Source organism: Gordonia sp. SID5947, assembly GCF_009862785.1.
Classification (GTDB): Bacteria; Actinomycetota; Actinomycetes; order Mycobacteriales; family Mycobacteriaceae; genus Gordonia.
The window spans coordinates 3837933-3857234 of sequence record NZ_WWHU01000001.1 but is presented as its reverse complement, the minus strand read 5'-3'; the positions used below and the strand labels follow the sequence as shown (position 1 = coordinate 3857234).

Sequence of the window (19302 nt, the reverse complement as noted above, 5' to 3'; positions counted from 1 at the left end):
TTAAACTTGTTGTCGATCAACATGTTTCGTGGCCTCCCCGGAAAACGGCACAACACACCACCGTCGGTCGCACCGACGGTGGTGTGTTGCGTTCAGCCGGGTCCCCCGATACCGGCCGGTGTGCCCGGACTCCTGCGAGAGGAAACGGTGTCATCCGGGCGAGTCGAGATTCAGTTGTCGGATCGCCACTGGATCAATGCATCCAGGGCGAGCACCTCACTTCCGTTCACGACCAGAGGATTGATCTCGAGCGACTCCAACCTGTCCCCCAATCGATAAGCAACAGAAGCTATATCGGCGATCACGCGAGCCAGCGTGTCCAGATCTGCCTTCGTGGTTCCACGAAGGCCTTCGAGGAGCCGGAAACCCCGCAGCGACCGCAGGGCGTCCCCCACCTGATCCGGCGTGGCGGGCAGGCGTATCAGGGATGTGTCCCGGAGGACCTCCACCCACACACCACCGAGGCCGACCGCGAGCACCGGGCCCCACATCGGGTCACGGACGGTCCCGATGAGCAGTTCCACCCCGCCGGACACCTGGGGCTGGACGAGGACCCCGTCCATGTTCACCTTCGCAGCATTCCCCGCATCGACCATCTCGCGGAATGTCTGGCGCACCGCTTCGGCATCCGCCACGCCCAGCCGGACTCCGCCGATGTCGCTCTTGTGCTCGACGTCGGCCGCCATCTTGATCACGACCGGATAGCCGAAGCCCTCGGCAGCCTGCACCGCCTCGTCCTCCAAAGTCGCGAGAACGCTGGGGGACATCGGAACTCCCTGCGCGGCAAGGAACTCCGAGGCGCGGTGTTCGGTCCAGACCGACTCGTCGGGAGCGAGCGCCGCGAGCTCTCCGTAGACGGGGAGCTCGTCCGTCCGGCTGCTCGTCGCAGCTCGCCGGCGTTCTGACCATCGCACCGCGTGGCCCAACGCCGTGAGGGTGTGTTCGATCCCGCCGAACACCGGTGGGAAACCGGTCGATCTCGCGACCTCACGGCCGTACTCGGTGATGTCGTTGAGTGTCTCGGTCAGGGTGAGCACGGGCTTCGGCGAAGACTTGATGACCTCTGCCATCATCCGGTACTGCCCGATCCACGCATCCTCGTACTCCGGCGGAGGGGCCTGCCCCGGCAGGTCGTAGAGCAGCACCGTCAGATCGATGGCTGGATCGGCCTGGACCGCTTTCACCGCATGCGCCAGCAGATCTGGACGGACCATGATGTATCCGGTCACGTCCACGGGGTTCTGCGCCGACGCGAAATCGGGAAGCATCGGTTCGAGCTGCCGAAGGGTCTCTTCGGTGAACTCGGGTAGCTCGAGCCCCTCGGCTTCGGCACGGTCGGCGATGATCCCACATGCGCCGCCCGAAGCCGTCACCACTCCGATCCGCTTACCGGCGAGCCCACCGCACCGCGCGAGAAGGTCTGACGTCGTGACGAGGTCCTCCAGTGCGCGGACACGAATGACGCCGTTGGCCCGGAAGACCGCGTCGACCACTGCGTCATCGCCTACCAGTGAACCGGTGTGCGCCATGGCGACACGTGCACTCGCCTGACTGCTGCCGACCTTCAGCGCGACGACCGGCTTGCCGGCCTCGAAGGCAAGCTGCAGCGCGCGCAGGAACTCCTCCGGATCGCGAATCGACTCGACGAACAGCGCTATCACCTTGGTATCCGGATCGGCGACGAGATACCTGACCACATCACTGAGTGACATCATCAGTTCGTTGCCCATGGAAACCAGGACGCTGATGCCCACGGCTCGCGAGTGCATGTGTTTGAGCACCGCACTGGCGAGGCCGCCGCTCTGGAGGACGACGCCCACGGACCCGGCTTCGAGCGTCGCAGGGATGCCGAGACCGAACGGGGTGATGTTGTCACTCGCGTTCACGTACCCGTTGCCGTTCGGCCCCAGGATGAGCATTCCGCTCTCGGTCGCGAAGTCGTGCACCTCACGTTCGAGCTTGCGTCCCTCCTCGCCGGCTTCGCCGAAGCCTGCGGTCAGGATCACGGCGTTACGGATGTCGCGCAACGCCAGGTCGCGCAGCACCGGGAGCACATTCGCGACCGACACCATGATGTATGCCAGGTCAACTCCGTCCGGCAGATCCGCGATGGACGCGAACGACTGACGGCCGTGGACCACGTTCCCTCGTGGGTTCACCAGGTGGACGTCTCCGTCGAACCCGCGGCTCACCAGGTTGGAGAACGTCACGGCAGACCACTCGGACTTGTCGGTGGCGCCGATGAGCGCGATCGAGCGCGGGTGGAACAGCGAGTGCACTCGGTCCGGCTCGACACGGTTGCGCTGGGACGCGGCAACAGTCGTCATGATCAGCTACCGACTTCGCCGAGCTTCGCGTAGCCACGAAGAAGGTTGCGGGCGATCGTACGACGCTGGATCTCGTCGGTGCCTTCGTAGATACGCAGCAAACGCAACTCGCGGTACCAGCGCTCGATCGGCAGTTCCTTGGTGTAACCCATACCGCCGTGGATCTGCAGCACCCGGTCGACGACCTCGTTGGCCATGATCGCGCCGGTCAGCTTCGCGACCGAGGCACTGTGGCGGCTGTCGATGCCGTTCTCCAACTGCCATGCCGACAGCAGCGTGAGCCACTTTGCCGATTCGATCTGCACGTAGGAGTCCGCGATCTGCCACTGGATCGCCTGGTAGTCGGCGATCGGACGGCCCATGGAGACACGGTTCTTGGACTGCTCGATGGCCATCGACAGCAGACGCTCCGCGGCACCGACCGCCCCGGCCGGGATAAGGTAGCGGCCGGCGCCGATCCACTGCATGGCCAGCTCGAATCCTCGATCGACCTCTCCGAGAATATTCGTCTCGGGGACCCGCACGTCCTCGAACACCAGCGATGCCGGACCCCACTCACCCATGGTGGAGATGGGTTCGGACTTCCAGCCCATGTCGCGGTCCACGAGGAAGCAGGTCACGCCTTCACCGGCGGACGCGTCGGGATTGGTGACGGCGAAGACCATCACGAAGTCGGCCTCGTTGCCGTTGGTGATGAAGATCTTCTCGCCGCGGATGATCCAGTCCGATCCGTCACGGATGGCACGGGTCCTGATGTTGCGCGCATCCGAGCCCGCGCCGGGCTCGGTGATCGCGAAGCAGGAGCGCCGTTCACCCTCGATCGTCGGGAGTAGGTACTCCTGCTTCTGCTTCTCGTTGCAGGCATACAGAATGTTGTCGGCCTCGCCGCCGAAGCCGAAGGGCACGAAGGTGCGACCGACCTCCATCGCGATGATGGCCGACATCACCGGGCCGAGATTGATGCCGCCGTACTCTTCCGGGGTGTTGATGCCCCAGTAGCCGGCCTTCTTCGCCTTGAGCTGCAGTTCCCGGATGGCTCCGTCCTCGAGGCCGGGCCGGCCTGCGCGCTCGTTGCGCAGGACATCCTGCTCCAGCGGCATTACCTCTTTTTCGATGAAGCTGCGGATCGTGTCACGAACCTGCTTCTCCTCGTAGCTCAACGAGAAGTCAACCATGTCAATTCCTTTCGAGAAATGATGTCTGTGTGTGTGGCGGCCGCGACGCTCAGTCGGGCGAGCCGCTCACGTAAATGACCTGCCCGGTGACATACGACGCGTCGTCGCCGGCCAGGAAGGCGACCACGTTTGCGATGTCCTCCGGTCGACCCACGCGACGAACGGCGATCTCCTTCTCGGCGGCCGCCTTCATGTCGTCGAAGTCGACCCCCGTCCGTTCTGCCACCGAGCGGGTCATCTCCGTCTCGATGAAGCCCGGTGCAACGGCGTTCGCAGTGATGCCATAGCGGCCGAGTTCGATCGCGAGCGTCCTCGTGAAGCCCTGGATGCCTGCCTTCGCAGCGGCGTAATTGGCTTGGCCGCGACTGCCTTTCGCGGAGGTGCTGCTGAGGTTGATGATCCGCCCCCACTTGCGCTCCACCATGTGGCTCTGGACCGCCTTGCTGCACAGGAAATTCCCGCGAAGGTGCGTGTTCATCACCGCATCCCAGTCGTTCACCGACATCTTGAAGAGCAGGTCGTCGCGAATGATCCCGGCGTTGTTCACCAAGATGTCCACCGAACCCAGCTCACCCACGACCGTTTCGACCATGGACTCGACTGCCGACGGGTCCGTGACGTCGCAGGCCACAAAAGTCGCTTTGCCACCGTTCCGTGAGATGTCCTCTGCCACCGCAGATCCGGCAAGATCGACCACCGCCACCGCTGCGCCCATTCCGGCCAGCTTCCGGGCCGTTGCCGCACCGATCCCCCGGCCGGCTCCGGTCACCACAGCGACCTTGCCCTCAAACTCGTTCATTCTTGTCGTGCACTCCTCTTCACCCCTGATCCAGAACCTCCGAATCCGATTCTAGAATTAGTTTTAGGTACGGCGCCTCATGTGTCAAGGGCCACATCGGCACGAAACGACTCGGCCCTCGCGATTTCCGCCCGAGTCAGCGGACGACTGGCACCGCCGTACGGCATGAACGCGACAATCGTTGTGCGACAAGTTGCCACGACCAACCCATCAGGATTGGTCATCTCTTCGTGAAGCGTGAGGCTCGACGTCCCGATTCGCTGGACGCGGATACAGACCGTCAACTCTCGGTCGGCACGCGTGACCTCACGCCGGTAAGTGATGTCCAGATTTGCGACAACGTACTGCTCGACCAGATCAGCTGATACGAAGCGGTGCAGCCACGCAACCCGCGCGATGTCCAGCAGTTCGACGGTCACCGCGTGATAGAGGTGTCCGGACCCGCCGATGTCGCGTTCTCGCAGCGCCACGCGAACGGCACCTTCCGACACCGAGGTGACCGCCACGTCAGGAGAGCCGTTCCACGAGCATCGCCATGCCCTGCCCGCCACCGACACACATGGTCTCGATGCCGAATCGGGCGTCTCGCTCGGCCATGTTGTTCAGCAACGTCGCGGTGATTCTCGCTCCGGTCATGCCGAAGGGATGTCCGAGGGCAATGGCGCCGCCCGACACGTTGACGCGGTCCTCGTCGATCTTCAGACGCCGGATCGACCCGAGCACCTGAGAGGCAAACGCCTCGTTGATCTCGAACAGGTCGATGTCTGCGACCGAGAGGCCTGCGGAAGCGAGCACAGCCTCGACAGCGCCAACCGGTCCGAGCCCCATGATCTCCGGGGACAGGCCGGTCACCGACGTCGCGACGATGCGCGCCAAGGGAGTGATACCCAGTTCTGCCGCCTTGGTGTCCGACATGACGACGACCGCGGCCGCCCCATCGTTGAGCGGACACGCGTTACCGGCTGTGACCGTGCCGTTCTCGCGAAACGCCGGATTCAGGCCGGCCAGACCCTCGAGCGTCGTCGACGGACGTGGGCTGTCATCTGCCTCGACGACCGAACCGTCGGCGAGGGTGAGGGGGCTGATCTCCCGGGCATAGAACCCGCGTTCGATGGCCTCCTTGGTCCGTCGCTGCGACCGCTCGGCCCACGCGTCCTGATCGGCGCGGGAGATGCCATCGAGTTCGGCGACGTTCTCTGCGGTCAGACCCATTCCGATGTAGACATCCGGCAGACGTCCGGAAACTCGGGGATCGACCCACTTATCGCCGGAAGCCGCGCGCTCGGCACTGCGCGCCATCGCCTCGGAGAAGAGGGGGTTCTCGGTGCCCGGAATGTCGGTTGGGCCGAGCGCCGCCGATGAAACCGATTCGACCCCTGCCGAGATGTATACGTCGCCTTCGCCGGCGCGGATCGCATGCATGGCCATGCGGGTCGTCTGCAACGACGACGCGCAATACCTGTTCACGGTCGTGCCGGGCAGGCCGTCCTGGTCCAGGAGCACCGAGATGACCCGCCCCATGTTGAAGCCGGACGGTCCGGCAGGTCCCGCGTTTCCGACGATCAGATCGTTCACGTCACCGACGGCAAGTTCGGGCACCTTCGCCAGGGCGGCGGTGACCATCTGTGCGGCCATGTCATCCGGGCGCATCTCCCGCAACGATCCCTTGAATGCGCGTCCGATCGGGGAACGGGCGTATGACGCAATGACAGCTTCGGTCATGTGAACCTCCTGGTGTGGGGTGTAACTGGTGTCTGGGTGAACTCGTGGGGGTGAACTCGCTCGGACGAGCAAGCAGGATCAGTTGCCGCGGATGGCATCTGCCGCCACGTACCGGATGATCGAGCGGACGTAGACCTCCGCGTCGAAGCGCTTCTCATCGTCGATTCCCGGGTATAGCGCGGCGAGGATCTCGTCGACGGTCGTGATCCCGCGACGGTTCAATTCTTTGACCTGGTCGATCCGGTGTTGTCGCCGAGCCCGCGCATCCGCGAGCGCCGATGTCGGTTCGTCGATCACCGGGCCGTGGCCCGGTAGGAAGATCGCATCCCTACCGGCCGACAGACTGTGCAGGACGTCCAGCGTGCGCATGTAGTCATCGAGGCGGCCGTACACGGCCGACGGACGACCGTTCAGCAACGTGTCGCCGGTCAGCAGGCAGTCGGTGCCGACGATGGAGAAAGAGATCGAATCGTCCGAATGACCAGGCGTGTGGATGACCTCGACCTCGATATCACCCAGCGGGATGCGATCGCCGTCCAAGACCGGATCGGCGACCCCTGTGCCCTCGAAAGTCAGCAGACGGGCCCCGGTCATCGCCGCGAGCTCAGCGGCCCCGTCGAGGTGGTCTTCGTGATCGTGCGTCACCGAGACCCACTTGATGGTCCAACCATGATCGTCGGCCGCCTGCACGATGGCGCTGAGATGCGCGGCCTCCGCCGAGCCGGGGTCGACTACAAGGCAGTCCGACCCGGTCGACTCGGAACCGACGATCCAGGTGTTGGTGCCCTCATAAGACCACCAGGTCGCGTTCGGCGCCAACAGCAAAAGGCAATTCGGAGCAACCGCCCACGGGGCCTCGCCAGGTGGCGGCCATGTCTCAACTCGTCTGCCCTTCATCGACCTTCCTTCTGATATCTGACGAGAGCGGTGCTCGACCAAGCGGCACGGCGGGCCCGGCTCGTCGCCACTGCGAGCAACACACCGATCAGGGCGACCGCAATCATCATTGAGAACCCGACGACATAGGCCGTCACGACCTCGTCCCCGGCTGGACCGTCGTGACCGATCGGCATACCTGCGAACAGGTCGGTTCGGAGCGCAGGGGACAGCGGGGCGGTCAGTACCACCAATCCGACAGCCGATCCGAGCAGGTACGCGATGTTCTGCGCGGTCATCCGGATCGCATTGATCGTGCCCATGCGCGACGCCGGAACACCGGTGAGGATGACGGTGATGTTGGCGGGCAGGAAGGCGCCGCCGCCGAGTCCGGCCACGAATGAGGCCGCCATGAGGACCGCGGGCGGCTGGTGATCTGCGATCGAAAAGGTCAGTGCGATCAGCCCGACGGTGCTGACGACCGCCGCCCATACGGCGACCGAATCAGCCCACCACCGCCTCAAGACGAGGCCCACCAGAAGCGAACCGACGAGTGTCCCGCCGGCAAGCGGGAGAGCTGCGAGGCCCGCGTGGAACGCCGACATACCGGACATGGCCTGGAAGTAGAGCGCCAGTGCCACCACCACCGCGGCGACCGAGCTGACGTTGGCAACCGACGAGATGTTGGCGAGTGAGAAGACCTTGTCGCGGAAGACCGACAGATCCAGCAGTGGGTCGTCGATCCTCCGCTCGTACCAGACGAACAACGGGAAACAGACCACGAAGATCGCGAACGCCCCCAACACCAGTGGATCGCCCCATCCACGTCCGTTCGCCTCCGAGAGCCCGGCCACCAAGCCGCTCACCGTGCCGATGAACAGCACGTTGCCCACGATGTCCAAGGAACGAGGTCGACGAACCGTCTTCTCTCCGCGCCGGAGCAGCAGAGCTGCGGCGACGACACAGATGATCCCGATGGGCACGTTGAACCAGAAGATCCAGCGCCATCCGACCGTTGTCGCGATGAGACCTCCGACAGTGGGTCCGACTAGCTCTGCCCCCGACCACGCGGCCAGATAGAGACCCATCGCGGACCCGAGAAGGCGAGGCGGCATCGCGGCACCGATGATCGCAGCGCTGTTCGCGAGCAACATCGCGGTCGCTGCGGACTGCAGGATGCGGAGGACGATGAGCACCTCGATGCTCGGGGAGAAACCGGATGCCAACGCTGTGATGGCGTACAACCCCATGGCCGCGATGAATACCGCTCGCCGCCCGTACTGGTCTGAGATCCGACCGCAGAAGAGCAGCAACGCGGTGCTGATCAACGCCGGGCTCAGAACCGTCCAGCTCGCAGCGGCCGGGCCGGCATCGAAATAGCGGACCACCACGGGAAGCGCCGTGGTGAGGGTGCTCATGTTCAGCCCCGCCATGATCGCGGCCAGGCTGACCACGGCCACCATGGTCCAGCCGTACCTGGCGTCGCGGTTCTCGAGATCCTCGAGTTCGTCCAGCTCCTTGAGTGGAGACGCGACGTCTGTCATCGAACAGAACCCTTCATCTGGCGGCCCGACGGGAGGATCGAACGCAATTCTAGAATTAGCTGACGCAATTGTGCCTAAGATGGAATGTCAAATGCAACTCCGCCGCCGACGCCGTCGAGACGTCGTGCCAGACCGACCAGGATGTGACTGCCATGCGACCCGATGCCGGCGCCAAGCCCGATGACAGGTCCCGCAGGGACTGGACATGGAAGCGGACATCGCAGACTCGACTCGCTCTCTTGAACGCCGCACGCGACTCCTTCGTCGAGGTCGGCTTCACCCGCTCGAGCATCGCCGATGTCGTCGAGCGCGCGGGATCGAGCGTCGGCAGCATCTACCACCACTTCGGCGGTAAGGCCGAACTCTTCGTGGCATTGTTCGAGGACTTCGACCGACGCACCACGGCCGTGGCGGACGCGGCAACCGACGACGCCCGCGCCCAGGGGATCACCGATCCAGTGGAACTGTTCGTCGCCGGTGCGCGTGCCTACCTCGAGTACACCCGGGACAACCTCGCCGAGTCCCGGCTTTTTGCATCGAGCAGCGACGTTCCGCCTGGCTTCGACATCCTGATCAACAAGGACAGTCGTGTATGGCAACGACGGACCCAGGGACTTCTCTCGGCCATGCAGGACGACGATGTCGAGAGCGCGATGCTACCGACCGTGCTGACGGCCATCGTCGTCGCCGGGGTCCAGGAACTGATCACGACCGAGTCCGTCGCCGACACCGCCCATTCGGAACGAATCATCGATACCACCATCGCCTACGTCCGCCGGGCCGGAACGCGCCCGGACTGAGCTCACCGGAGTGTCGTCTTGCGGTCCGGGACCAGCTCTCGCGCGACGGCTCAGTTTGTCGACCGCCATTGCAGGCGACTTTAAAGGCGCTATGCTTAGACCATGAAAACGGTGACGGCCTTCGATCCGCGCTCCGGCGCGGCGTGCGGCGAATTCGCCACGAGCGGTGTGGACGATGTGCGGGAGGCGGCGCGGGCCGCGGCGCAGGCTTTCGAGAGCACAGAGTTCGGCGACACACTTCGGCGTGCCCGGTTCCTCGATCTGATCGCAGATCGGGTGCGACAGCGTGCGTCCGAGATCATCGAGATCTGCTCCCGTGAAACCGGTCTGCCACTCCAGCGGCTGACGGTAGAGGTGGAACGCACCAGTCGTCAGCTGTCGATGTTCGCGGAAATGGTGCGCGCCGGACGTCACCTCGATGCGGTTATCGACACCGCGGACCCGGACCTCACACCGGTCCCGCGCCCGGATATGCGCCGGATGAATGTACCCATCGGACCCGTCGCGGTTTTTGGCGCCAGCAATATGCCTTTGGCCTTCGGAGTTCTCGGCGGCGACACCGCATCGGCCTTGGCCGCCGGATGCCCGGTGGTCATCAAAGGCCACCCCGCCCATCCCGGAACGGGTCGGCTCCTTGCCGTCATCGCCGCCGAATGTGTCGCTGAGGCCGGGCTCCCCGCCGGCGTTTTCTCCTACTGCCTCGCGGCTGATTTCGAGGTGGGGGCGGCGCTCGCCCAAGCGCCGGAGATCACCGCGGTGGGTTTCACCGGCTCCCTGGGAGGCGGCCGCGCGCTCTCGGACATCGCCGCAGCCCGCCCGGTGCCGATCCCGGTCTACGCCGAGATGGGCTCCCTCAATCCCGTTGTGATCACCGAGGCAGCGCTGCGCTCGCGCTCAACAGACATCGCCGACACGATCATCGGCAACGTCACTGCCGCATCCGGCCAGTACTGCACCAAGCCCGGTCTGTTGTTCGTGCCGGCCGGCACGGCCGGCGACGCTCTGGTACAGACCGTCGCCGACCGCCTACGGCAGGCGCAACCGTGTCCGCTGCTCTCGGAGCCGGTGAAGGTCCGGCTGACCGCCGCGATGGAGCAGTTGGCGTCGTCAGGTGACGGAACTCCGGTCGGAGAATCGACACCACCGTCGGATGTGGGCTATTTCGTCTCTCCCGCTGTCTATGTCGTCGGGGACGGTCCGTTGGACGCAATGCCGAGCGCCATCGAGGAGTACTTCGGTCCAATCGTGCTGATCAGGCGATACGATTCGACTGATGCTGTACTGGAAGACATCTCGCGGCTGGCCGGCCAGCTCACCGGGACCGTGTACAGCGACCCCGGCGACGATGTCTCACGAATCGTGACAGCGCTGTGCCGGCGGGTCGGACGCATGGTGTTCGACAGCTCCCCCGTCTCGGTGGTCGTCACCGATGCCCAGCAGCACGGCGGGCCCTACCCGGCATCCACGGCGGCATGGTCCACGTCGGTCGGATCGCAGGCGATCTTCCGCTTCTTGCGTCCCGTCGTCTTCCAGAATGCGCCTCAGGGGCTGTTGCCCGCAGCCCTGCGTGATGACAATCGACGATCTGTTGAACGTCACCGCAACAGTCGATGAGCTCGAGCTTTGAGCCACTGCCAGAACAGAGCTCGTGCTCCAAATGACATTCCGTGTCGGCCGAGCCCCAACAGCCAGATAAGGACTACTCTTTAGTACTCAACACCCAGCGACGAGGAGACACCTTGACCACCGGCTATATCTGGCACGAGATCATGTTCTGGCACGACACCGGACGCGGGGCCGGCTCGCTGCCCAGCGGCGGTTGGTTGCAGCCCGGTGAGAGTTCGGACAGTGAAGAGCCGAAACGCCGGGTGCACAATCTGATCATGGCGAGCGAGTACATCGATGAGCTGGTCGAGATGCGCGCGCCTGTCGCATCGCGGGAGGCGCTGGAGCGCGTGCACACGACGGCCTATCTGGATCGTGTGGAGGCATTGTCGCAGACCACCGGCGGTGATGCCGGAGACGGATCGACCCCGTTCACCGTCGGCGGATACGACATAGCGCGACGCGCCGCGGGCGCGGCCATCGCCGGCACCGACGCCGTGCTGTCGGGTACAGTCGCCACTGCATATGCACTGTCGCGTCCACCGGGGCACCATGCCGAGCCCGACGCGGGAATGGGCTACTGCATTTTCAACAACATCGCGATCGCGGTCGAACACGCCCGCGCCGTGCGCGGCGTGCGCCGGATCGCGGTCATCGACTGGGATGTCCATCATGGCAACGGGACCGAGACAATCTTCTACGAAGACCCCGATGTCCTCACCATCTCGTTCCATCAGGAGCACTCCTATCCCAAAGGCCGCGGCGAGGCATCGGACCGCGGGTGCGGGGCGGGCGAAGGGTACAACGTCAACATCCCGCTGCCACCCGGAAGCGGCACCGGTGCTTATGAATACGCCATGGCTCACCTGGTCGATCCGTTGATCCGTCGATTCGCCCCGGAGTTGATCTTCGTCGCCTCCGGCTACGACGCATCCGCCGCCGACCCACTCGGGCGCATGATGCTGCACTCCGACGGCTACCGATCGTTGACCACATCGGTGAAATCGCTCGCGACCGACACCGGCGCCAAACTGGTTGTGGTACACGAAGGCGGCTACTCGAGTTGGTACGCGCCGATGTGCGCGTTGGCCGTGATCGAAGCGCTCCGAGGGACTCGGTCCGTGGTGACCGACCCGTATCTGCAGGGGTACGCCGAGGCTCCGGGCCAGGCCCTACAGGACCGTCAGCGCGCGATCGTCGACGCGATGGCCGAGAACCTGCCCGAGTGGGCAAGGGCCGAGTAGCCGCCGACCGTGGCCGTCGTGCATAGCCGGTGCACGACGGCCACAAGGGTCACGCCACGAAGTAGGTGTCCCGGAAGTTGTGCATTCCCAGCGACGCCGACTGCGCGGTCTCACCGATACCGGAGAGATCGGTCGATACGGCGTCGAAAACGTACTGAGCCCCCCAGTTGATGTAACCACCCCGCTCCCACTCGAGACGCATGCAGTCGTGCACGGCCTGGCGACGCTTGGCTTCGTCCGGCGAGCTCAGCGCGACAGACCACGCCTGCGCCCAGTCCTTGTCGGCGAAATGGGTCTCGTTGAAAGGAACGCCCGGAGGCGGCGCCAACGTCGTGTCGGCCTGAGCGTAGTACGACAGCCTGGTCCAGTAGTCCGACGACAAATTCCGGTTGGAAGCGTCACCGGAGTAGAACTGGCCGGTGTCGAGTTGCCTTACGCGAACGTCGACGCCGGCCGCCTTGGCCTGCGCGGCAAACACTTCCGCCGTGCCGATCGCTTCGGCGACAAAAGGAGCGGTGACCAACTCGACCTGGAATCCTTCGTGACCCGCCGCTTTGAGCAAGGATTTGGCCTTGTCCACATCGAGACTGCGCTGTGGAATACCGGGATCGCCGTACAGACCCGGGTAGACGAGCTGATAGTCGTTCTCGATCTCGCCGTGGCCACCGAACACCTGCTTGACCATCTGATCGCGATCGACCAACAGCTTCATCGCTTCCCGGACCCGCGGGTCGGTGAACGGTTCGAGATCGACACGCATGAAGACCGGTATCCACTGGTCGGGGTTCACGCCTCGGAGCACGAGAACCTCGGGGTTCTGTGAAAGCTGGGGAACCGCGGACAGACTGACGGCCTCGATGGCGTCGATTTGACCACTCATCATGGAATTGACGAGGGCGGTCGAGTCGGGGAACGACAGAATGCGGACCTCGTCGACGTAGGGCCGGCCCTCGATCCGGTAGTTGTCGAAACGCGGGAACACACTCTCCCGGCCCGCGGTGAAACTCCCGAACCGAAACGGCCCCGTACCAACCGGCTTGAGTGGGTCATAACCGACCGGGACCACCCGAGCGGTGAAGTCGTTGAGCATGTCCGGGACGGGAAAGAACGGTTGGCGGGTGCGAAACCGCAGAGTCCGCTTGTCCAGCATCTGGTAGCTGTTGTCGTCGATGAGCGTCTTGAACAGCTGCGAACCGCCTGCGGTCGAGGCCTTGATCCGGCCGAACGTGAACCGGACATCCTCGGCATCAAGGGTTTTGCCGTTGTGGAACTCGATCCCGTCCTTGACCCGGATCGTCCACTCGTCACCCGTGGCGTTCGGCTCCACGGATTCTGCCAAGACGTTCTCATACCCGGTGGCATCCGGCTTCAACTGCATCAACGGTTCGTAGAGCTGAGCCAACCGGGTCCCATCGATCCGGCTGTAGTAGACCTGGGCATCGATCGTCTCCGACGACCCGCCGCCGACCAATCCCACCTTCAACGATCCGCCTCGACGCGGGGTACCCGAAGCCGGTGCTGCGCTGGCGAAGCGTTGGCTCTGTCCGGTCTGGTCACCGCCGCACGCGCCGAGCAGTGGCACAGCACCCGCAGCGAGGCCCGCCACCGCCAATCCCCGCAACATCTGTCGTCGTGTGAGCGCCTTGTGAGAAAGATCCATCTGCGTCCTTACTCGGTAGTGTCAAGTGCCAGGCCACGGCGTCGTTGCCGCGCATGATGCCGGTCGTGTCCGAATCATTTGATGAAATAGGTCTTCACATAGTTGTGCCCGCCCATCGGCTCGCCGTCCGAGGTCTCCCCCAGTCCGGAGAGGTTGGTCGACACCGCGTCGAAGACATACTCGGCCCCCCAGTTGATATATCCGCCCCGTTCCCATTCCAGCCGCATGCACTCATGCACAGCGTCTTTCCGTGCGGCCTCGTCGCGCGAACTCAGGGCTGCCGACCACGCTCGCGACCAGTCCTGGTCGACGAAGTGGGTCTCGTTGAACGGCTCGCCCGGCCGTGGGACCAGCGTCGCGTCGGCCTGGGCGTAGTAGGACAGCTTTGTCCAGTAGTTCGACGAGAGCGTACGACCACCGGCATCACCGGAATAGAACTGACCGGTGTCGAGCTGCCGCACGCGCACGTCGATCCCGGCTGCTTTGGCTTGGGTGGCGAACACCTCTGCCGTCGATATCGCCTCCGGAACGAAAGGTGCAGTGACGAGTTCTGCCTGCAACCCTTCACGGCCCGCCGCCTTGAGCAGCGACTTGGCCTTGTCGAGATCCAGGCTGCGCTGCGGGATTCCCGGATTGCCGTACAGAGCCTCGTAGGTCAACTGGTAGTCGTTGGCCACGTCGCCCAGTCCGCCGAACACCTGCTTGACCATCTGCTCCCGGTCCACCAACAGCTTCATGGCTTCCCGCACCCGCACATCGCTCCACGGCTCGGCATCGATCCGCATCTGTATCGGAACCCACTGCACCGGTGACACGGACCGCAGGACCTGTACCGCTGAGTTGCTCCGGAGCTGGCTGACGGCGGTCAACGGGACAACTTCGACGACGTCCATCTGACCGCTCATCATTGCGTTGACCAGTCCGTCGGTGTCCGCGAACGACACGATACGGATTTCGTCGAGATAGGGCCGTCCCTCGATCCGGTAGTTGTCGAAACGCGGGAACACACTCTCCCTGCCCGCGGTAAATCTCCCGAACCGAAACGGCCCCGTCCCAACAGGTTTGCGCGGATCGTAACCGACTGGGACGATCCGAGCGGTGTAGCCGTACAGCATGTCCGGGACCGGAAAGTACGGTTGGCGGGTGCGGAACCGCAGAGTCCGCTTGTCCAGCATCTGGTAGCTGTTGTCGTCGATGAGCGACTTGAACAGCTCCGATCCACCGGCAGCCGAGTCCTTGATCCGACCGAACGTGAACCGGACGTCCTCGGCATCAAGGGTCTTGCCGTTGTGGAACTCGACACCGTCCTTGACCCTGATCGTCCACTCGTCACCGGTGGCGTTCGGCTCTACGGATTCGGCCAGCACGTTCTCATATCCGGAGGCATCTGGCTTCAGCTGCATCAACGGCTCGTAGAGCTGATACAACCGCGTCCCATCGATCGGGCCGTAGTAGGCCTGCGCGTCGATGGACTCCGAAGCGCCGCTGCCCATCACGCCCACTCGAAGCGTCCCTCCGCGGCGTGGCTTGCCGGCGTCGGGAGCAGCGGCGGGAAACAGGGTGCCTGCCGTGTCCGGGCCCGGACTCGAGCTCCCGCAGGCGCCCAGCAGCGTCATCGATCCCGCTGCGAGGCCGCCGACCACCATCCCTCTCAGTAGTTGTCTGCGCGACAACAGGTTTTGTTCCAGAAACAAGTCAGGCGACCTTTCACTGCGGATGGAGAGCCGTTGATTGATCTGCTGTCGCGCCGATACGGCTATCAGATGCTCGATATCTCGAACTGACGACCTGTCGGGTTGTTGGTTGCCTGCCACAGGCTCGGCGTGTCGGCGAGCAACTGCCGTGTGTAGTCGGCTGCGGGATCGGCGAAGAGTTGCTCGCACACACCGGCATCCACCACTCGTCCCTGCTTGAGCACGAAGACACGGTCAGCGATACTCCGAACCAACGCCAAGTCGTGGGTTACGAACAGGATCGACAGACCTTGTTCCTCGATGAGTCCCTGAAGCAAGGTCACGATCGTCGCCTGCACGGAAACATCCAGCGCCGAGGTGATCTCATCGCATATCAGTACGTCTGGTTCGCAAACAAGTGCACGCGCAATGGCCGCACGTTGCCGCTCTCCACCGGACAGTTCCGACGGCCAGGCATCATAAACTGATGACGGAAGCGCGACGCGCTCGAGCGTTTCGCGCACCGCGGTACGCCGCGCTGTCGCACTCAGGTCGGTGAACTCGCGCAGCGGGACCTCGATGCTGGCACCGACGGTTCGCCGAGGATTCAGTGCGCTGTTCGCGTTCTGGAAAACGTACTGCAGCTTTCTGCGGACGTCACCCGGTCTGCGCCGCGCCACTGGATCCACCTTGTCACCGTCGACGAGAATGTCGCCGGTCTGTTGGCCCGAGAGTCCGATGATCGCACGTGACAGTGTGGTCTTACCGCTCCCGGATTCACCCACCAAGGCGACACATTCACGCTGTCGCAGCGAGATCGAGACATCCTGCAGCACAACCAATTCCGCGTATGACACGCTGAGCTCGCGCACCTCGACCTTGACCGGAGCCTCGCTTTGCGCCGGCTGTTCCTGCCGAGCTTCCACGGCCGGACGCACCGAACTCGCCTCGGCATCAGCCCGGATGCACCGGGCGCCGTGGCCGTCGCCGAACTCGAGGATGACAGGTTCATCCGACTCGCATTCTGGCAGCACATCGGGACACCGGGGCGCGAAGAAACAACCACTCGGGCGGCTGCCTGGTGCCGGTGCGCGGCCGGGGATCGGCCGGAGCCGCGTTGGCGCGTTCACGTCCGGGATCGCCTGGAGCAACAGTCGAGTGTACGGATGGGCTGGAACGCTGAAAACCTGATCCCGCGAACCGACTTCGGCGACCCGACCCGCATACAAGACGAGGACGTTGTGCGCGATATCTGACACAACGGCCAGGTCGTGGGAAATGTAGAGCCCGGCGATTCCATACGCCTCGCACAGCGCCTTCACCGTCTCGAGCAAACCAGCTTGGGTCGTCACATCGAGACCGGTCGTCGGCTCGTCCATCACCACGACCTTGGGTCGACAGATCAGCGCGATGGCAATGGTCACCCGCTGTTGCTGGCCACCGGAAAGCTGATGCGGGTAACGGCGTTGGAAACCGACATCGCTCGGCAGGCCGACGCCCCGCAAGGCCTCGGCGACCCGGTCCGCGATCTCGGCCTTGTCGTGGTGGCGTTGATGCGCGCGCAGCGTCTCGCTCAGCTGCGGCCCGATTCTCAGCGCCGGATTCAACGAAGCCGAGGGATCCTGTGGCACATAGGCCACCGTGCTGCCCCGCAGTTGCCGGAGCTCCTCACCGGTCATAGTCCGAACGTCTCGGCCGTCGACCAGTATCTCACCATCGATGATCCGGGCACCGTCGCGGCAGTATCCGAGCAGTGCGCTGCCGATCGTGGACTTTCCGCTACCGGACTCCCCGACCACGCCCAGCAGCTGTCCGGCTTCGATGGTGAAACTGACACCGTCCACAATGTCGACACCAGTTCGTGCGGTCTCGATTCGCAGGTTCCGAACGTCGATGACGGTCATGCCGCCACCCCTGAATCATTACGACGGGCGATTGCTCGCGAATAGCCTTCGGACATCAGGTTGATGCCAATAGCGAACAGCGCGATCAGTAGTACCGGGACAACCACCGCCCAAGGTTGGGTCGCCAACCCACCTCTGTTCTGTTGAATCATCAGACCCCAATCGACGTCAGGCGGTTGGACCCCCAGGCCCAGGAAGCTGATACTGGCGATCAGGCCGATCGACCAGGCCATGCGCACGCCGACCTCGACCAGAAGTGGCGTCGAGATGTTCGGCAGGATCTCCTGAAGCAGGATCCGCCAGCGCGGCTCGCCCAAGACCTCACTCGCCTCGATGTACTCGCGGGTGGACACCTGCGTCGTCGTGGCCCGAGCCAACCGGGCCACCCGGGGTGCGTGTGACAGCGCGACGAGCAACACGATGAGCCAGAGCGACGGCTGCAACATCGAGATCACCATGAGCGGCAACACGAACTGAGGAAAGGCCAGGACCAAGTCCATCAACCACATCAGCACCGAGTCGACACGACCCTTGGCATATCCGGCGATCAAGCCTATGAGGGTCCCTACGACCATGCCGATGGCTGTCGCGGCCGTCGCCATCCAGACCACCGTCCAGCCGCCATGCAATACCGACGACAACACATCGTGGCCGAGATAATCGGTACCGAGCGGGGTACCGGGCGCCGGCCCCGAGAGCGGGAAAGCCACCAGATCTGAGGCACTGTGGGGCGCAACGAGCGGACCGATCACCGCGATTCCCACCACCAGTAAGGTGATCGCGGCGCCGATACGCGTACCCCAGCTCTGAAAAGCGCGCCGCAGTGCACCCTTTCTCCTCGGCGCAGCACCCGCCGGTTCGACGGGATCGATGGGTTCGGCGGTCATCGGATCGAGCCTGGTGGTCATCGACGGCCTCCGGTGCGTAGTCGCGGGGTGGTCAGGACCGTGAGTACATCAGCGAGCAGGTTGGCGGCGATCGTCACCGCGGCCAGCACGAGTGTCACCGACTGGATCAGCGGTAGGTCACGCGTTGTGACGGATTTCTGCATTGCGCTTCCCAAGCCGGGCACGTTGAACAAGAACTCGATGATCACCAGGCTGCCGGCCAGCCACGCGACGGTGAGCGCCACCGCCTGGAGCAGCGGAGCCCAAGTGTTCGACAACGCGTGCAGATAGACGATCCTGCGCTCGGAAAGCCCTTTCAAACGCGCAAACACGATGTAATCGCTGTCGAGGGCCTCGCACAGCGCCGAACGGATGGTCAGCACCAGATACGGAAGCGTGACCAGGGTCAGGGCCGCGACCGGCAGCACGAGCTGGTCGGCATAGTTCAACGCCAATTGGTCGGGCGGAATCAGGGCCACCGCAGGCAGAATCGGAAACACCACGGTGGCGAAGAGAATGACCAGCACCATGCCGATGACGAACTCCGGGATCACCGAGAAGATCATCGAGGCCGACAGCAGCACGCGATCCACTCGGCCGTTTCGGTGCACGGCCGCATAACAGCCGATCGCCAGAGCCAGCGGGACACAGACCAGGAGGGTGAGTCCGATGAGGACCGCCGAGTTGATGGCCGCCGGGACGACGATGCTACTGACCGGCTGCCGCGAGGTGAGCGACGTACCCAGGTCACCGGTGAAGAAGCCTTGCAGCCAACTCAGATACTGCTCTACCGGCGGCCGGGTCAGGCCCAACTGCTCACGCAACGCGGCCAGCTCTTGGGGTTTGGCGCTCTTGCCCAGGATTGCTTGGGCAGCGTCCCCCGGCAGCATCGTGGTGGCCAAGAAGATGAGCACCGAGACAACTGCCAAGGCCAGGAAACCCAACAAGATACGTCGAAAGATCCAGAAACCGAGATGACCGGACTTCGGCCCACGTCTCTTTCCCGAGGCCGCCGCCGCGTTCTCGACACCCTCTGCGTTTTCGGCGCTCTCTGCCTCGACTGCTGTCGTCATGCGACCTCCTTGT

General features: G+C 64.1%; 15 protein-coding genes. 3 read left to right on the top strand and 12 right to left on the bottom strand.

Annotation, left to right across the window (positions count from 1 at the left end):
• Positions 1-170 precede the first annotated feature (170 nt).
• The 7 genes from GTV32_RS17595 to GTV32_RS17565 all read right to left on the bottom strand — a co-directional run bounded on the left by GTV32_RS17595 (position 171) and on the right by GTV32_RS17565 (position 8443).
• Positions 171-2327 carry an acetate--CoA ligase family protein gene (locus GTV32_RS17595; RefSeq protein ID WP_161061413.1) on the bottom strand — a complete coding sequence of 719 codons (2157 nt, stop codon included), beginning with the start codon at positions 2325-2327 and terminating at the stop codon, positions 171-173.
• Positions 2328-2329: 2 nt separating this feature from the next.
• A complete protein-coding gene (locus tag GTV32_RS17590) occupies positions 2330-3502 on the bottom strand; it encodes an acyl-CoA dehydrogenase family protein (protein WP_161061412.1) in 1173 nt (390 codons plus the stop codon).
• A gap of 49 nt (positions 3503-3551) precedes the next feature.
• A complete protein-coding gene (gene fabG / locus GTV32_RS17585) occupies positions 3552-4301 on the bottom strand; it encodes a 3-oxoacyl-ACP reductase FabG (RefSeq protein WP_161061411.1) in 750 nt (249 codons plus the stop codon).
• Positions 4302-4378: 77 nt separating this feature from the next.
• Entirely contained in the window at positions 4379-4771 is a 393-nt protein-coding gene (locus GTV32_RS17580) for an acyl-CoA thioesterase (RefSeq protein ID WP_343287369.1), read from the bottom strand.
• A gap of 37 nt (positions 4772-4808) precedes the next feature.
• Positions 4809-6023 carry an acetyl-CoA C-acetyltransferase gene (locus GTV32_RS17575; RefSeq protein ID WP_161061409.1) on the bottom strand — a complete coding sequence of 405 codons (1215 nt, stop codon included), beginning with the start codon at positions 6021-6023 and terminating at the stop codon, positions 4809-4811.
• Between the two features lie 78 nt (positions 6024-6101).
• Positions 6102-6842 (bottom strand): MBL fold metallo-hydrolase, encoded by a 741-nt coding sequence (locus GTV32_RS17570; protein WP_161061408.1) that lies wholly within the window; start codon positions 6840-6842, stop codon positions 6102-6104.
• Between the two features lie 74 nt (positions 6843-6916).
• A complete protein-coding gene (locus GTV32_RS17565) occupies positions 6917-8443 on the bottom strand; it encodes an MFS transporter (protein WP_161061407.1) in 1527 nt (508 codons plus the stop codon).
• 239 nt (positions 8444-8682) lie between these two features.
• On the opposite strand from GTV32_RS17565, the gene GTV32_RS17560 reads away from it, so the two are divergent.
• The 3 genes from GTV32_RS17560 to GTV32_RS17550 all read left to right on the top strand — a co-directional run bounded on the left by GTV32_RS17560 (position 8683) and on the right by GTV32_RS17550 (position 12092).
• Positions 8683-9243: a TetR/AcrR family transcriptional regulator gene (locus tag GTV32_RS17560; RefSeq protein WP_161061406.1), complete on the top strand. Its 561-nt coding sequence runs from the start codon at positions 8683-8685 to the stop codon at positions 9241-9243.
• 102 nt (positions 9244-9345) lie between these two features.
• Complete coding sequence (locus GTV32_RS17555; protein ID WP_161061405.1) at positions 9346-10857, top strand: aldehyde dehydrogenase (NADP(+)); 1512 nt, start codon at positions 9346-9348, stop codon at positions 10855-10857.
• Positions 10858-10982: 125 nt separating this feature from the next.
• Complete coding sequence (locus tag GTV32_RS17550) at positions 10983-12092, top strand: class II histone deacetylase (RefSeq protein WP_161061404.1); 1110 nt, start codon at positions 10983-10985, stop codon at positions 12090-12092.
• 49 nt (positions 12093-12141) lie between these two features.
• Here GTV32_RS17550 and GTV32_RS17545 read toward each other — a convergent pair whose 3' ends face one another.
• The 5 genes from GTV32_RS17545 to GTV32_RS17525 all read right to left on the bottom strand — a co-directional run bounded on the left by GTV32_RS17545 (position 12142) and on the right by GTV32_RS17525 (position 19289).
• Positions 12142-13752, bottom strand: a complete 1611-nt coding sequence (locus GTV32_RS17545) for an ABC transporter substrate-binding protein (protein ID WP_161061403.1) — start codon at positions 13750-13752, stop codon at positions 12142-12144.
• 74 nt (positions 13753-13826) lie between these two features.
• Positions 13827-15446 carry an ABC transporter substrate-binding protein gene (locus GTV32_RS17540; protein ID WP_161061402.1) on the bottom strand — a complete coding sequence of 540 codons (1620 nt, stop codon included), beginning with the start codon at positions 15444-15446 and terminating at the stop codon, positions 13827-13829.
• Positions 15447-15511: 65 nt separating this feature from the next.
• On the bottom strand, positions 15512-17329 hold the full coding sequence (locus tag GTV32_RS17535) for an ABC transporter ATP-binding protein (protein ID WP_161061401.1): 1818 nt from the start codon (positions 17327-17329) through the stop codon (positions 15512-15514).
• On the bottom strand, positions 17326-18237 hold the full coding sequence (locus GTV32_RS17530) for an ABC transporter permease (RefSeq protein ID WP_202421835.1): 912 nt from the start codon (positions 18235-18237) through the stop codon (positions 17326-17328). Before GTV32_RS17530 ends, GTV32_RS17535 begins: the two co-directional genes overlap by 4 nt.
• Positions 18234-19289: an ABC transporter permease gene (locus GTV32_RS17525; protein WP_161061400.1), complete on the bottom strand. Its 1056-nt coding sequence runs from the start codon at positions 19287-19289 to the stop codon at positions 18234-18236. Before GTV32_RS17525 ends, GTV32_RS17530 begins: the two co-directional genes overlap by 4 nt.
• Positions 19290-19302 lie beyond the last annotated feature (13 nt).